Source organism: Salinispora sp. H7-4, from assembly GCF_013416675.1.
In the GTDB taxonomy this organism is placed as follows: domain Bacteria; phylum Actinomycetota; class Actinomycetes; order Mycobacteriales; family Micromonosporaceae; genus Micromonospora; species Micromonospora vitiensis.
Genome location: NZ_JABZED010000064.1, coordinates 117240 through 131997 on the forward strand (window position 1 = coordinate 117240; position 14758 = coordinate 131997).

18 protein-coding genes and 2 pseudogenes are annotated in these 14758 nt (G+C 70.2%); 4 read left to right on the top strand and 16 right to left on the bottom strand.

Annotation, left to right across the window (positions count from 1 at the left end):
- Positions 1–171: 171 nt before the first annotated feature.
- The 4 genes from H0524_RS23320 to H0524_RS23335 are packed head-to-tail and all read right to left on the bottom strand — an operon-like array spanning position 172 to position 5345.
- Positions 172–819, bottom strand: coding sequence for a GNAT family N-acetyltransferase (locus H0524_RS23320; RefSeq protein WP_026322817.1), 648 nt, complete (start codon positions 817–819; stop codon positions 172–174).
- 42 nt (positions 820–861) lie between these two features.
- Positions 862–2175 (bottom strand): gephyrin-like molybdotransferase Glp, encoded by a 1314-nt coding sequence (glp, locus tag H0524_RS23325; protein ID WP_180200574.1) that lies wholly within the window; start codon positions 2173–2175, stop codon positions 862–864.
- Entirely contained in the window at positions 2172–3128 is a 957-nt protein-coding gene (locus tag H0524_RS23330) for a UTP--glucose-1-phosphate uridylyltransferase (protein ID WP_180200575.1), read from the bottom strand. The genes glp and H0524_RS23330 overlap by 4 nt, the downstream gene beginning before the upstream one ends.
- A gap of 9 nt (positions 3129–3137) precedes the next feature.
- On the bottom strand, positions 3138–5345 hold the full coding sequence (locus H0524_RS23335; protein WP_180200576.1) for a diguanylate cyclase: 2208 nt from the start codon (positions 5343–5345) through the stop codon (positions 3138–3140).
- Between the two features lie 124 nt (positions 5346–5469).
- Between H0524_RS23335 and H0524_RS23340 the strand changes: the two genes are divergently transcribed.
- Together H0524_RS23340 and H0524_RS25210 are read left to right on the top strand one after the other, a co-directional pair.
- The gene (locus H0524_RS23340) at positions 5470–6099 is read left to right on the top strand and encodes a 5-formyltetrahydrofolate cyclo-ligase (RefSeq protein WP_180200577.1); all 630 of its coding nucleotides are present in this window, start codon (positions 5470–5472) and stop codon (positions 6097–6099) included.
- 114 nt (positions 6100–6213) lie between these two features.
- A pseudogene (locus tag H0524_RS25210) lies at positions 6214–6354 on the top strand (FmdB family zinc ribbon protein); the annotation flags it as partial.
- A 14-nt stretch (positions 6355–6368) separates the two neighbouring features.
- Here H0524_RS25210 and H0524_RS25215 read toward each other — a convergent pair.
- From H0524_RS25215 to H0524_RS23355, 3 genes are all read right to left on the bottom strand, one after another.
- Positions 6369–6659 (bottom strand): hypothetical protein, encoded by a 291-nt coding sequence (locus H0524_RS25215; RefSeq protein WP_309225212.1) that lies wholly within the window; start codon positions 6657–6659, stop codon positions 6369–6371.
- Between the two features lie 114 nt (positions 6660–6773).
- Positions 6774–7703, bottom strand: coding sequence for an endonuclease/exonuclease/phosphatase family protein (locus tag H0524_RS23350; RefSeq protein ID WP_180200614.1), 930 nt, complete (start codon positions 7701–7703; stop codon positions 6774–6776).
- A gap of 323 nt (positions 7704–8026) precedes the next feature.
- A complete protein-coding gene (locus tag H0524_RS23355; RefSeq protein WP_180200578.1) occupies positions 8027–8209 on the bottom strand; it encodes a hypothetical protein in 183 nt (60 codons plus the stop codon).
- A gap of 130 nt (positions 8210–8339) precedes the next feature.
- On the opposite strand from H0524_RS23355, the gene H0524_RS23360 reads away from it, so the two are divergent.
- Positions 8340–8657, top strand: a complete 318-nt coding sequence (locus H0524_RS23360; RefSeq protein WP_180200579.1) for a hypothetical protein — start codon at positions 8340–8342, stop codon at positions 8655–8657.
- A 2-nt stretch (positions 8658–8659) separates the two neighbouring features.
- On the opposite strand, the gene H0524_RS23365 is transcribed toward H0524_RS23360, so the two are convergent.
- Complete coding sequence (locus tag H0524_RS23365; RefSeq protein WP_018727512.1) at positions 8660–9142, bottom strand: DUF2231 domain-containing protein; 483 nt, start codon at positions 9140–9142, stop codon at positions 8660–8662.
- Between the two features lie 165 nt (positions 9143–9307).
- Between H0524_RS23365 and H0524_RS23370 the strand changes: the two genes are divergently transcribed.
- Positions 9308–9736: a Fur family transcriptional regulator gene (locus H0524_RS23370; RefSeq protein ID WP_180200580.1), complete on the top strand. Its 429-nt coding sequence runs from the start codon at positions 9308–9310 to the stop codon at positions 9734–9736.
- Between the two features lie 72 nt (positions 9737–9808).
- Here H0524_RS23370 and H0524_RS23375 read toward each other — a convergent pair whose 3' ends face one another.
- The 8 genes and pseudogenes from H0524_RS23375 to H0524_RS23405 form a co-directional block, all read right to left on the bottom strand.
- Positions 9809–10717 carry a PD-(D/E)XK nuclease family protein gene (locus H0524_RS23375; RefSeq protein WP_180200581.1) on the bottom strand — a complete coding sequence of 303 codons (909 nt, stop codon included), beginning with the start codon at positions 10715–10717 and terminating at the stop codon, positions 9809–9811.
- 31 nt (positions 10718–10748) lie between these two features.
- Complete coding sequence (locus H0524_RS23380; protein ID WP_018727515.1) at positions 10749–11363, bottom strand: MarC family protein; 615 nt, start codon at positions 11361–11363, stop codon at positions 10749–10751.
- 82 nt (positions 11364–11445) lie between these two features.
- On the bottom strand, positions 11446–12321 hold the full coding sequence (locus H0524_RS23385) for a PH domain-containing protein (protein WP_180200582.1): 876 nt from the start codon (positions 12319–12321) through the stop codon (positions 11446–11448).
- A 6-nt stretch (positions 12322–12327) separates the two neighbouring features.
- Positions 12328–12486 (bottom strand): hypothetical protein, encoded by a 159-nt coding sequence (locus H0524_RS23390; RefSeq protein ID WP_018218449.1) that lies wholly within the window; start codon positions 12484–12486, stop codon positions 12328–12330.
- Positions 12487–12693: 207 nt separating this feature from the next.
- Positions 12694–12795 (bottom strand): annotated as a pseudogene (locus tag H0524_RS25690) (DUF6758 family protein); the annotation flags it as partial.
- Between the two features lie 18 nt (positions 12796–12813).
- Entirely contained in the window at positions 12814–13437 is a 624-nt protein-coding gene (locus H0524_RS23395) for an RNA methyltransferase (protein ID WP_180200583.1), read from the bottom strand.
- 35 nt (positions 13438–13472) lie between these two features.
- Positions 13473–14009: a hypothetical protein gene (locus tag H0524_RS23400; protein ID WP_180200615.1), complete on the bottom strand. Its 537-nt coding sequence runs from the start codon at positions 14007–14009 to the stop codon at positions 13473–13475.
- Positions 14010–14124: 115 nt separating this feature from the next.
- Positions 14125–14640 carry a MaoC family dehydratase gene (locus H0524_RS23405; protein WP_018218446.1) on the bottom strand — a complete coding sequence of 172 codons (516 nt, stop codon included), beginning with the start codon at positions 14638–14640 and terminating at the stop codon, positions 14125–14127.
- Positions 14641–14758 lie beyond the last annotated feature (118 nt).

The following is a 14758-nucleotide window of genomic DNA, read 5'->3' on the forward strand; positions in this document are numbered from 1 at the left end:
CACCGAATTTCGGGCAAGCACAGGCCAACGCCGGACGATCTTTCACATTTCGGCCTGAAGCCGAAGATCCTACGGGTGGGCTGCAAATGCCGTAGCTTGCAGTTACCTGAGGTTACGGGCGGAGGCACCAGATGCCGGCACGCCGCGCCGATCGTCCCGGCCGGGACCCATTCAGCCGGTCGTTGCCCGTAGCCGGTACCAACGGGCCAGCAGGCCCCCCTCGGCCGCCACGTCCTCGCTGGTCAGGGCGTACCCGATGTGGTCACGCCAGGCGCCGTCGATGTGCATGTAGCGCACGTGGTACGCCTCCTCGCGAAAGCCCAGCTTCTCCATCACCCGACGCGATGGCTGGTTCTCCGGGCGGATGCTGATCTCGATCCGGTGCAGCCCGCCCGGCCCGAAGGCATGGTCCACCGCCAGGGCAAGGGCGGTGGGGATGATGCCCCGCCCGGCCACCCGGGAATCCACCCAGTAGCCGGCACAGCCCGAGCAGAACGCCTGCCGCACGATGCTGCCGACATTCAGATGCCCAACCAGGCGTTCCCGCCCTGCCTCGCGGAGGCAGACCACAAACGGCATGCTCTCGCCGATCCGGGCCGAGCGGCGCTGCTCCCGATACAGCCAACGAAAGGCGTCGGGTGAGTTCAGGTCCGCCCAGGCACCTGGGAGCGACGCCTCCCAGGGAGCAAGCCACGCCTCGTTGGCGCGGCGCACCTCAGACCAGGCGATGGCGTCGGAACGCCGGTAGGGCCGCACCAGCACCGGACCGTCCGCCAACACGGCGGGCCAGCCCGGCGTGCGCCGCCCCAGAAGACTCACCGGCCGATCCTCCGCCCTGAACGCTGGCTGGGGCAAGCACCCTCACCGACGTCGGTCCAGCAGCAAAACATCCACCGTGGAACCCGCAGCGGCGGTGGTCACCCGCTCACCGAGCACCAGCAACCCGTTCGCCTCGGCCAGTCCGGAGAGGGCCAGTGGCCCGCCCCGCAACGGCTGGACCGTGTAGCCGCCGCCGCGCCGCTCCGCGACCTGCGCCGGTCGGAACTCACGCAGCCCCGCCGGCGACGAGACCGTCTCCAGTAGATGTCCCCGCACACCGGGGCGAAAGACCGGCTCCGCCCCGGCCAACATATTGATCACCGGCCGGGCCAGTACCTCGAAACCGATCAGCGCCGCCCCCGGATCACCGGGCAGGCAGACCACCGGCACCTCCTCCGGGCCGACCGTACCGAACCCGAGCGCGGTACCGGGGTAGAGCGCCACCTCGGTGAAGGCCACCGGTCCGGTCCGGCTCCCCTCCCGACGGGAGAGGATCCGCCGGACCATGTCGCCCGGCCCGGTGCCGGTACCACCGGTGGTGATGATCAGATCGGCCCGCAGGGTCTGGTCCTCCAGCAGGCCGCGTAACCCCTCCGGGTCGTCGTCGCAGATGCCCACCCGGTACGCGAGAGCGCCGGCCTCGGCCGCCGCCGCGGTCAACGCGTGCGAGTTCACGTCCACCACCTGGCCGGGCTGGCTGCCCCGCCCCACCTCGACGAGTTCGTCGCCGGTGGCCACGACGACCACGCGTGGGCTGGGCCGGACCACCACATGGCCGATTCCGGTGGCGGCGAGCACCGCGACCAGCGCCGGCGAGACGTAGGTACCGACCCGGGCGAGCAACGTGCCGGCCAGGAGTTCCTCGCCGGCCTTGCGGACGCTGTACCCCCGCTTCGGTACCCGGTAGATCTCCACCGAGGCCATGCCCTGGTCGGTCCACTCGACCGGAACCACCAGGTCCGCACCGATCGGCAGCGGCGCCCCGGCGGCCACCGAGAAGCAGGTCCCCGGGGTGAGTCGGACCGGACGCCAACTAGCGGCACCCAGGTCACCGACGACGTTGAGCTGCACGACCCGCCCGCCGGGCGAGCCGGCCTGGGCCGATGCGGACACGATGCCCCGGCCACCGGCGGCAATGTCCTCCCAGCACGCCGCGTACCCGTCCACGGCCGCCTGGTCGAAGGCCGGGACGGAGTGTGTCGCGACGACATCCTCAGCGAGGACGTTTCCGTACGCCTGGGTGAGGTCGAGGTCGAGTGGCGGCAGTGCATGTAGCCTGCGCAGCACACTGCCCAGGTAGTCGGCGAGCGGCGTCAACTCGTTCACGGCCGCCTCGGCGTCGGCCGTCGCGGTCATGTACGTGGACCACCCGAGGAGCCCGCGCTGACGAACTCGGCGAGCCACTTACGGAACTCGGCGCCGAGGTCGTCGCGTTCCGCGGCGATCTGCACGACGGTCTGGAGATAGCCCAACGGCATGCCCGTGTCGTACCGGGTGCCCCGGTAGACGATGGCGTGCACCGGCACCCCCTCGGTGCGCAGGAGCTCCATCGCATCGGTCAGTTGGATCTCGCCGCCGCTGCCCGGACCGGTCCGGCGGATCGCGTCGAAGATGCGGCCGGGTAGGACGTAGCGGCCCAACACGGCGAGATTGCTGGGGGCTTCCTCCGGCTCCGGCTTCTCCACCATGCCGGTCACCCGGACCACGTCACCGATGTCGGCGAACTCCGCCTCGGTTGGAGCCACCGAGGCGATGCCGTAACGGGAGGTCTGGTCCGGCTCGACCTCGAAGAAAGCCAGCACGACCCCGCCCGTACGGGCCTGCAGCTCCAACATGGCCGGCAGCAGCGGCTCGGTCGGCTTCACGAACTCGTCGCCGAGCAGCACCGCGAAGGGCTGGTCCCCGACGTGGGACTCGGCGTAGCCGACGGCGTGGCCGAGCCCGAGCTGATCCGGTTGCCGGCAGGTGTAGATCGCGGCCAGGTCCTCGGTCCGTTTGACCGCGGCCCGCAGCTCGGGCTTCTTTGCGAGCCGCTCTTCCAGGTCGGGACGGCGGTCGAAGTGATCGACCATAGAGGTCTTGCCGCGCCCGGTGATCAACAGGACGTCGGTGATCCCGGCCTGGGTGGCCTCCTCGACGATGTACTGCAACACCGGCCGGTCAACCACGGGGAGCAACTCCTTGGGCACCGCTTTGGTGGCCGGCAGGAAGCGGGTGGCGAGCCCGGCGGCCGGAATGACCGCCTTGACCGCGCGGGGACCCCCGGTCCCGATGGCCGTCGATGGAATTTTCGCTGAGTGCTCCGACATGCCGCGAGACTATCGGCCGCGGCTCTGCCGTGGCGGGTGAGGACCGGAAGTCGCGCCGCGGGGAGTGACCGCCCCAGACCCTGGCGCCGCCTCGGTCTCCGACCCGTTCCCACCGGCACCGGGCTGCGCCGACGGCTCACGCCGCGCCCCGGCTCGGGGTGTCCCCTCGGCCGGGCCGGCCGGCGCCGGTAGCCCGGGCCCGGTCGCGGGCGCCTCCGCCGCTCCGGCGACCCGGCAGGTGTCTCGGCCGCTGGCTTTCGCCGCGTACAGGGCTTTATCCGCGGCGTTGAGCACCTCCTGTCCGGTGCCACCGTGGTGGGGGTGGACAGCGACACCAATAGAGACGGTCACCGCCACCTGGGTCGGGGCAGCCAACCCGCCGACGGCGATCGGGGTGTCGCGTACCGCCGCACCGAGCCGCTCCGCGACGATGGTCGCACCCGTGGCGTCGGTCTCCGGTAACAGCACCACGAACTCCTCTCCTCCGAGTCGGAAGGCGAGGTCGACCTCGCGGATCTCACCGCGGATCCGCCGGGCGAACTCGACCAGCACCCGGTCCCCGGCAGCGTGTCCGTGGGTGTCGTTGACGTGTTTGAAGCGGTCCAGGTCGAGGGCGAGGACGCTGAGCATTCGGCCGAACCGGGTGGCCCGTTCCACCTCACGGCGAAGCGACTGGCGCAGGTAGCGGTAGTTCCAGAGACCGGTGAGCGGATCGGTCAGCGACAGCCGCTGGGTCTCCTCGTGTACCCGGACGTTGTCCACCGCCACCGCGGCGTGCCCGGCGAAGGTGCGCAGCGTGACCAGGTCGTCGTCGTCGAACTCCTCCCCGCCGAGCCGGTCGTAGAGGGCGAGCACGCCGAACGTCGCCGGCGCCGCACCGTCCGGCGGCCCACCCGCGCGGGGGGACGGGCCGCCGTCGCGTGGAGCAGCGTCAGCCCGCGGAGCACCGTCAGCCCGCGGAGCCGCGAAGGGCACCGCGATGTACGTCCGGCAAGGGGGCTCCCCCGGCGGCGCCACAGCTGGCTCCACCCGACCGCAACGCGCCTCTCCGCTGACCGTAACCGCGCCCACCAGGTCGCCCAGCGGCACTCGGATCGGCCCCGGCCCACCGGCCGGCGCCTCGAGCCCCTCGGTGGCCTGCGCGACCAGCAGCCCCGCCGAATCGACGAGGAGTACCGCCCCCGCGCGGGCGCCCGTCGCCGCGATTGCGCTGTGCAGAATGACCCGCAGGATCCGCTGCAGGTCATGGGTACTGGCCAGGGTGTCCCCCAGCACCTCCAGGTGTCCCCGCAGCTGGTCCCGGCTGCTGGTCAGCGCGGCGACGTAGGTGCCGGTCTCCCGGGTCATCCGGTTGAACGCTCCGGCCAGCCGCCCGATCTCGTCCCGGCCGCGCACCGGCACCCGCGCGGTCAGATCGCCCCGGGCCACCCGGTCCACCGCCCCCGCCAGTTCGACCAGGGGTCGGCTGGTGGCCCGGGCCAGCCGACCGGCGACCACGACCACCAACAGCACGGTCAACAGCACGGCGGCGGCCAGGGCGACGTACAGACTGACGGGCTGGGCGCGCGGAACGGAGAGCACCAGCGACAGTGGCTGCCCGTCCGACGGACCGACCCGCCGCACGTACCGACCGTCGCTGGTGCCCACCACCTGCTCACCGTCCAACCCACCGGTGGCGCCGAGCACCGCCTCGCGTACTCCCGCCGGCTCGGTGGTGTGCTGGAGCCGGCTGGTCGGGTCCGGGCCGTCGGGCAGGGTGACCGCTGCCCCGATGAGCACCGCCAGCCGCGCCACGAGCGCCGGGTTGACCGGCTGCATCGCGGTGACCGCGCCCGGCGCGGCCCCGGTGGCGCCACCCGGCAGTTCCACCCGGACGACCAACGCACCGGGCGGAGCTTCGGCCGGGGTGCGGGCCGCGCAGTCCCGCCAGGGCGCGGCGGGCAGCGGCGCGGTGGCATGAAGCACCTGCCCCGCACCATCGGTTACCCGTACGGCGGCGGCGAGACCCCGATCGACCACCTGCCCCACGGCGGCCGCCCGATCGGCGGCGAGGGCCACCACCTCCGCGGCGGCCCGTAGCTGTTGGCAGAGCACGTTGACCGCGGTGCGGACGGCGGTTGTGGCAACCGCGAGCCGGTCGGCGGACCGACTTCGATCGATGTTGTTCACCGCCGACCCCACGAAGTACGCCCCGACCAGCACCGGGCCGAGCACCACCGTGAGGAAGGCTGCGGTTAAGCGTGCCCGTAGTGTCACTCGGTCCCCCCGGGACTTCGCCGGCCGATGCCTGCGATGCTGACACAGAGTCACTCCCGGATGAGTCCTGCGTCAGGAGTGTTGCGTGCCGGATTTTTCTGATCGGGCGGAACTGACCCACGATGCGAAGTTTGCGGCGCGAACCAGACTGCTCGCCCACCGTCGGCGGCTCGGCGACGCCGAGCGGGCCGCCGCCGCCCGGCAGGTCCAGGCCAGCCTGGTCGCCCTGGTGCGCCGACTGCGCCCGCGCCGGGTGACCGCGTACGTGCCGGTCGCCACCGAACCCGGGGGCCCAGATCTGCCGGCGGTACTGCACGCCGCGCTGCCGGAGGGCGCCGAACTGCTGCTGCCGGTACTCCGGGCTGACCTCGACCTGGACTGGGCGCCGTGGACCGGACCCGACGATCTGGCCGCCGCCGGGCGGGGGATGCGGGAGCCGACCGCGCCGCCGCTGGGCCGGACGGCGGTCGCGACGGCCGACCTGGTGGTGCTGCCGGCACTGGCGGTGGACCGGCGGGGGGTGCGCCTGGGGCGGGGCGGCGGCTCGTACGACCGCGCGCTCGCCCGGGTCCCGGCGACCACCCTGACCGTGGTGCCGCTGCACGATGGTGAGCTGGTGCACACCCTACCGATGGAGCCGCATGACCGGCCGGTCCACGCTGTGGTCACCCCGGCGGACGGCCTGCGTACGCTGGATGGTGCCGTGCCGCGGTGAACCCGCGGTGGTGTCGCGCACCACACGTCCGCTGGACGAATCCGGAGCGATGACGCACCATTGGCACTCGAATACGTTGAGTGCCAACCGACAGTGCCAGTTCCGGAGGAGAACGTGCCCACGTACCAGTACGCCTGCACCGCGTGCGGCCACCAGCTCGAAGCGGTGCAGTCCTTCACCGACGAGCCGCTGACCGAGTGCCCCACCTGCGCGGGGCGGTTGCGGAAACTGTTCAACTCGGTCGGCATCGTGTTCAAGGGGTCGGGGTTCTACCGCACCGACTCCCGCTCCGACTCGGGCTCGGGTGGCGCGGGCAGCAAGCCCGCCGCCGCGAGCAACGACTCCGGCTCGTCGAGCGACTCGACCTCGAAGGACTCGACCTCGAGCGGATCGACGTCGAACGGATCGACGTCGAACGGCTCCGCAGCGGGCGGCGCAACCTCCGCGAAGAGCACGGGCTCCTCGGCCAACTCCGGCGGCAAGAAGACCCCCGCCGCCAGCGGCACCAGCTGAGCGAGGGGCGGGGTCGCCCCGCCTCGCCCTGCCCCGGCCTCCGGCACGTCGATCACGGGCAGACCCGGTCGGGAAACGGTCCCTCAGCGGGACCGTCAACACGCAGGGGCTGCCCGTGATCGCTTGGGTTCAGCTCGGTGGCAGGGGGCGGACCGACCGGGTCAGAGGCTCACGTCGACCGTGGCCCTGCCGATCACGACCCGGTGGTCGGAGCATTCGCCGTCGCACGCGGTGGAGATGGAAAGCGAGTCACCGGTGTACGACCCGGCAAGACGGTTCTCTCGCACGAAGATGAAGTCAATTTTGCGGCCGTCTCCACACGGGCCACCGTTGTCGCCGTCGAAGACGGTGGTCTCGCCGTACCCGGCACAACGGGTATCCGTGTCATCCAGCTCCCGATAACTGCCATAGTTGGCGGAGTTGTACGGAGTGTTCAGACTGGACGAGTACCACTTGTTCAACCGCGCGTAGTCGGGCTGATTGTTGAGATCGCCAGCGAGAATGACGGTCATCCCAAGCCCGTTGAAGGTCTCCATGAGGCCGTGCACCTCGTCCAGCTGCTGCTCATTGATACTCTTACCGTCGATAATCGCATTCGATGGCGTAATGTGCGTAGTACAGAACGCCATTTTCTGCGTAGTCGACAATGGCGCACACAAGAGCGTCCTGTCCTCGGATGACCCGTCCGAGGGCAGCGTGTAACGCAAGGCGGTGCCGAGTGGGGCCTTGCTGAAGATCGCGTTCCCGAAGGCCTCACCGTTACAGGCGGTGGAGTGGGACGTCTCAAACCGGGCGAAGTTGCTGTCGTCTTCCGGCCAGCCCAGGTCGCGCAGCCTCTGAATTACAGCCACGTACTGCCCCCAGCACACCTCGTTGAGGGCGGCGAAGTCCGCGGACCGGTTTTTGATCGAGTCGGTGATCGCCGTGATCAGACCGTTCGTTGTTGACGCGCGATTCATCGTCCAGCCGGCAACGTTCCAGACCCAGGTGTTATAGGTCCGCTCCGCTGTCGTGTTCGCGGTCGTGGTCGCCGCCGCCGCCGTACCCGAACCGAGTATCAGCGCAAGTGGGACCAAGATGGCGGTGATCAATCTTCTGGCAGACAACCTGTTCTCCCTCCAAAACCGACAGTGGGAGAACATTCGCATACGCCATCAATCCACCACCAGCGTCACACCTAACCCTTTAGCAACGCTTAATACAATTGATTCACATATTTAACTATCGCCAGCTTGACAAGAACGACCCCCACCCTGACTCCGCCACCGCGACGGTGTAGGCAGGGTGCGGCAATGACAGGGCCGGCCAGACCCACGGTGCGGAATGCGACCCCACCAGGTGGTCGTCTGGAGTCTCGGAAGTGGCCGCGCCCCGGCGGAGACGGTGGCTACGACACCCGATCAGACCCGCGTACTCAGTCCCAGTGCGGCGGGCGTTGCTCGAGCAACCACACGTCGTTACCGCCGGTGGCTTCCCCCCACCCCTGGTCGGTGTCGTCAACGGCCCGCTCCGGCAGCATCGAGTAGCCGTCATCGCGCCGCTTGCTCGGCCGGTCCTCGGCACGCACCCCGGATCTTCCCGGCTCCTGGTGGTTCACAAAGCTAACCCTAGCCCGGCCGGCCGAGGAGACAGCGAGGTCACGATGCACCTCGACCACCGGACCGCGTTGCCGGGGTGCGCCTGAGGGTGTCTGCAGGGTGGGCCGGCCCTTGATAGCGTCAGCGGGCGTGATGACTCCCGGCAGCTCCGCGGACGACTACTGGCGACCCCCCGGCGTCGGTGCTCCGCCCGGCGAGCCCGACCCGCCGCCGACAACTCCGCCCGGCGGATACACCGGCCCGCCGCCGACCATCCCGCCGCCGGCCGGCTGGCATCCGCCGTTACACGTCCAGCCGCCACCACCACGGCAACTCCCCGGACAGGACCTGGCGGCGCTGGACCGGGCCGAGCAGCGAGCGCAGCACCTGACCTGGACCGTTGGGGCGGTCGTCGCCGTGATCCTGTTGGCGCTCAGCTGTGCGTTCTGCCTCCGGCTGGTGCGCTGAGGTCAGAGGGTGTTACCCCAGACCGCCTCGGCGCCGGTGTGCCCGGTGAGCGAGACGTAGATCAGACTGACGACGGCGAACGCGACCACCACCACGGACAGCACGCGGGTCACCCAGGGCGGCGATTTCGGCGCACGGGGGCGACCGCTGGTCACCACGAGCAGCACGATGGCGGCGACCGCCAACACCAGTACGTACCGGAAGGTCAGGGCGCCGTACCGAGAGTGCTCAGCGATCTGGTCGACGATCGGCCCCTGTATCCCGCGGGCGGTGAAGAGGTCGCTCAGCTCCTCGCCGGACTGCACCGCGACCCATGCGGTGGCCGGCGCCGTCACCGCCAGCAGGACGAGCGCCCAGTCGATCCGGGGCCGGAACCGCGGCAACGCGACATAGGCGATCGCCACCAGCGCGAGCAGCGGCACGAAGACGACCACAGCGTGTACCACAAGAACGTGGGCGGGCAGCCCCAGGAACTCCTTGAACATGGACACCTCCGGGTGAGTGCCGGCACGGGACGGCCAGCCTACGGTCACCTGACCCACCCACCTACGTCCCGCGCCCGAGCTACACGCAGTCGTGATCCGCTCGGTTCACCCCGTCGGTTCGCCGCTCGGTTGTCGCTCTCGGTCGTCGCGTGCTGTCATTGGCGCATGCCCAGTAGTGCGGAGCTGCTCCGGTCGAAGGGTCTGCGGGTAACCCGTCCCCGCCTCGCTGTCCTCGACGTGCTCGCCGGCGGGGGGCACCTGGAGGTGGACGAGATCGCCCGGCGGGTCCGGGAGCGCCTCACCTCGGTCTCCACCCAGGCTGTCTACGACGTGCTCGGCGCGCTGTCCCGGGCCGGGCTGTCCCGCCGGATCGAGCCGGCCGGCAGCCCCGCCCGCTACGAGGCCCGCGTTGGCGACAATCACCACCACGTTGTCTGTCGGGGCTGCGGCGACATCGCCGACGTGGACTGCGCCGTCGGCGACGCCCCCTGCCTCGACCCGAACACCGCACACGGTTTCGAGGTGGACGAGGCCGACGTGACCTTCTGGGGTCTCTGCCCCCGCTGCCAGGCCCGCCGCCGCACCGACGATTGACCGACCCGGCTCACGCCGTTGCGCCGGGGACGCAACGCGCCGCCGGTCCCGTGGGCGGTCGGGGCGGGACCGTCACGCGCTGTCGGTCACCCGCTCCACGGCGGCCCACGGGTCCTTCCCCGGCGCCTGGGCACCGGCCGGACAGTGCCGCCGGAAGTCACACCAGCCGCAGCGCGGACCCGGGGCGGTGGGGAAGGCCTGGTCCGGGTCACCGCCGGCGGCGACCGAGCGCTCACCGGCAATGATGTCCCGGGCGGTCTCCTCAGCCCGGGACACCTGCCGCGCAAGCGACTCCGGGCTGTGCTCGTGCGCGGCGACGGTCCCGGTCGGCAGGTGGTGTAGCTCCACCCGGCGACACGGTTTGCGGAAGACCCGCTCCGCCGCGTACGCGTAGAGCGCCAGCGCCTGCGAGCCGCGGGCGTCGTCGGTGTCCAGCCCAGCCCGGCCGGTCTTGTAGTCCACGATGGCGAGCTCCGCCCCCGCCGGCCCGACCCGGGAGTCGATCCGGTCGGCGCGGCCGTTGAACGCCAGCACCCCGGTCTTCACCGCGACCACCCGCTCCACCCCCAGCGGTTCGGTCTCCGGGTCGAGCGTCGCCACGTACGCCTCAAGCCAGCCCAGCGCCGTTCGGAACGCGGCTCGCTCCTGCTCGTGATCCCGGTAGCCGTCGCGCACCCAGGTGCCGTTGAGTAGCGTCGCCAGCGCCGCCGACCGCCGCCGGTCAACGGGGAGCGCATACCAGTTCTTCAACGCGGTGTGCAGGCTGGCTCCGAGTGAGTTGTGCGCCCAGGGTGGCCCCTTCTGCGGGGCGGGCCGGTCCAGGTAGGTGTAGCGGTAGCGCCGTGGGCAGTCCGCGTAGGCGCCGAGTTTGCTGGGGGTGCAGACGAAGAGCCGCTCCGGCATGCCCTCGAAGCCGAGCTGTTCGGGCTCGGCGGCGCGGGGTCGCGGCGGGGTGGTGGAAGGTCGGCCAGCTCGTCGCACACCGCGATCCTGCCATCCGCCCCCGACAGAGTCAGCCCCCGGTCGTGTACTGGGTGACGAAGGCGGCCACCGCGTCGGCGATCAACTGGACCGCGATCGCCGCCAGCAGCAACCCGGCGATCCGGGTCAGCACCTCGATCCCACCCGGACGCAGGATCTTGACGATCCCGCCGGAGAAGCGAAGGACCACCCAGACGGCGAGTAACACGGCGACGATCGCGCCGGCGATCGCGGTTATGTCGGCCGCGCCGTCGGCCTGCTGCATGAAGAGCATCGTGGCCACGATCGCGCCGGGACCGGCGAGCAGCGGGGTACCCAGCGGCACCAGCGCGATGTTCGAGGTGACCTGCTGGCTGGGGTCGTCCGCTTTACCGGTCAACAGTTCCAGGGCGACCAGTACGAGCAGCAGGCCACCGGCGGCCTGCAGTGCGGGCAGGTCCACGTGCAGGTAGTCGAGCAGGGTCGAGCCCGCCACCGCGAAGATCGCGATCACCCCGAGCGCCAGCGCCACCGCCTGCCAGGCCGCCCGATGCCGGTCCCGGGCGGACAACGGTCCGGTCAGCGCCAGAAAGATGGGCATCATGCCCGGCGGGTCAACGATCACGAGCAGGGTTACGAAGACCTCGCCGAAGAGCTTGATATCCACCGGATCAACCTAACGGCGCCGGCGCGGACGGCACATCGCCTCCCCCAGAAGGGACGCTGGTCACGCCGGCTCCGGCGTTGTCTCAGGCGCCGTCGTCGGCCTTCGCCTCGTCGGCTTCCTTGCCCAGCCGCGCCTCGACCGCCTGCGGCTCGTACATCTCCTCGACGACACGCAGGTAGAGCTCGTTCGGGTTAGGCAGATTCTTGACCTCGCGCAGCGCCTGTTCCTGACCGGCGGACTCGAGGACGAACGTGCCATAGTTGAGCGCTCGCCCGGCTGGTGTCTGCTCGTATTTCATGTCGGTGACCCGCACCAACGGCATCATCGCCACCTGGCGGGTAATGATGCCGTTGACCACCATCACCCGTTTGTTGGTCAGGATGAACCGGTCGTACCACCAGTCAGCGACCCGCCACGCCACCCAACCCATCACGGCAAACCAGGCCAGCACCGCGACGGTGGTCAGCCCACCGACATCCCGGCCGGCGAGGAAGCCGGAGAGGTACCCCAGCACGAAGGTGGCGACGACGCCGATGAGCAGCGGGGTGACGAGGTGAACCCAGTGCCGCTTCCACTCGCCCCGGTACCGCTCGGTGGGGAAGAGGTAGCGGGCGACGAGGGAACTGGGCTCATCCTCCAGCGGCAGGACCCGGCGCGGCGCCATGCCCGCCGAGTCAGCCCGCAGGCCGGCGATCTCGTCCTCGGAGATCTGCGGCGGCTGGTAGTCGCCCTCGGGGTCTGGGATCCAGGTCCGCCCCGACCGGCTGTCGTCGGCGAACCCGGGCCCCTCGCCCAACCTCGCCTCGTCGAACGGGCCGGGACCCGGGAACGGGGGTGGACCGGATCCATAGCCGGATCCGTCCTCTGGTTCGATCCGGGGGATCGATTCCGTGTCGCGCTCCCGGCGCTCCCGGTCGGGGTCGTCGGGGTCGAAGGGGGGATCGGAGGGGCTGCCCATCGTCGGCTAGGCGACGATGTTGGTGACGAACTCGCCGAACCCCTGGGCGATGTCCACGAGACCGCCGCCCAGCGACTTGAAGACGTCCGCCGCGGAGTTCGGCCGGTAGGCCACGAAAAAGATCAGAAATGCGATACCGGCCCAGGTGAGGACCTTCTTGACCATGACGGGCCATCCTCTCGCGCGGGCGCCGGGTCCGATTACCGCAGCGACACTCAGAGTATCAGCGTGATGCCGTACAGTTATTTGACTGTGTCCGTTCTCCGACATTCCGGGGGACTTGTCAAGCCACCGGATGCTCCGGAGCAGGTGCACCGTGCCTGAGCCCAAGGCGCGCCAACCTCGAAAGGTCGCGCTGAACGACCCCACGAGCAACGACCCCGCACTCGCCGGCCAGGCTATCGCATGCAGCCACATTCCCCGAGCTTCACCGGCCGACGCGCTTCGATCCGTCGGTGATCTCACACCACACAGTGGAGCGGTGACACCGCCTCAGGACGGAGCTGGCCCGCCGTAGGACCGGATCCAGGCGTGCATGGCGATGCCACTGGCCACGCCGGCGTTGATCGAACGGGTCGAGCCGTACTGGGCAATCGAGAAGAGCTGGTCACAGGCGGCCCGAGCAGGTTCGGACAGCCCCGGGCCCTCCTGACCGAAGAGCAGCACGCACCGCCGGGGCAGCGTGGCCGTCTCCAGCGGTTGACAACCCGGCAGGTTGTCGATGCCCACCACCGAGAGCCCGGCACCCGCCGCCCAGGCGACGAAGCCCTCGATCGTCTCGTGGTGCCGCACATGTTGGTAGCGGTCGGTCACCATCGCGCCGCGTCGATTCCATCGGCGGCGACCGACAACATGGACCTCGGCGGCGAGGAACGCGTTGGCATTGCGGACCACGGTGCCGATATTCAGATCGTGCTGCCAGTTCTCGATCGCCACGTGAAAGTCGTGCCGCCGCTGGTCCAGGTCCGCGACGACCGCCTCCTGCCGCCAGTAGCGGTACCGGTCAACGACATTGCGTCGGTCACCGTGCGCCAGCAGGTCTGGATCGTAGCGTGGGTCGTCCGGCGGGGTGCCCTGCCACGGACCCACCCCGACCTCAAACTGCTCACCGGTCACGGGTCATAGAGGGTACGGCCAGTCGGACGTGCCACTCAGCCCAGCCCCAGGGCATCCCCGAGCCGATCGAGGAACCGGCGGTCGCTGCGGGCAACCGGCCCGCCCCGGCTCGGCCCGGCCCGGCAGACCCGGGCGGCGACCGACTGCACCCACTGCCGGTAGGCGGCCGAGTCAGCCGGATCGGCTCGCCGCTCGAGCAGCCGGGCCGCCGCGCGGGCGACGGCGAGCAGTTCGGCGTCGCCCGCGAGCAGTTCGGCGTCGCGGGCGAGCCACCCCCTCGGCGCGCTCGCCGAACCGTCGTGCCGGGCGTAGATCGTGGCCACCACCGCACGAACCAGATCACTGTCGAAGGACCGACCCGCGGCGACGGCGTCGAGGCCGGCCAGCCCGGCGGCGACCCCCCGCACCGGCGCGTGGGTGGCGGTAACGGCGACAGTCCAGCTGGGCAGGCTGGAGAGCAGGTCCCACTCCGCGGCGGAGTAGGGGGCAACGGTCGGCGGTACGGCGTGACGGCCACGGACGGGCGGCTCGCCGGCGACGGAGTGGCTCATGGGAACCTCCGGCGCCAGCATAAGCCCCAATTACCGAAAAAAGACCAACAAAGAGCGGAGTACCGGATAAATCTGTAATAGAGCGAGGGGTGGGCCACGCCGGAAGCTTTCCGGTACCTCCGACGCGGCAACGCCGTCAGCGCGGCGTGGGGAAACTCGGCCGCTCCAGATCCACCCCGTCGGCGGCCGCGGCCTCGGCGTACGCCTTCTTCGGCACCATGACCTTGCGCCGGAACACACACACCAGCGTCCCGTCCTGGTTGTAGCCACGGGTCTCGACGGCGACCACGCCGCGGTCCGGCTTCGAGGAGGACTCCCGCTTGTCCAGGACAGTGGTCTCCCCATAGATCGTGTCGCCGTGGAACGTCGGGGCGACGTGGCGCAGGGATTCGATCTCCAGGTTCGCGATCGCCTTGCCGCTGACGTCGGGCACCGACATGCCGAGCAGCAGTGAGTAGACGTAGTTGCCGACCACGACGTTGCGCTTGAACTGGCTTGCGGTCTCGGCGTAGTGCGCGTCCAGGTGGAGCGGGTGGTGGTTCATCGTGAGCAGGCAGAAGAGATGATCGTCGTACTCCGTGACCGTCTTGCCCGGCCAGTGCCGGTAGACCGCGTCAACCTCGAAATCCTCGTAGTAGCGGCCGAACTGCATCCTGGTCCCCCTTCGACGGGCGGTGATGAGTTCGGCACAGCATGCCTTACCGATCGTAAAGGTGGGCCAGGGGACGACGGTGGTCGGGAAAAGTCACACCAGTGCCACCTGAGGCCGG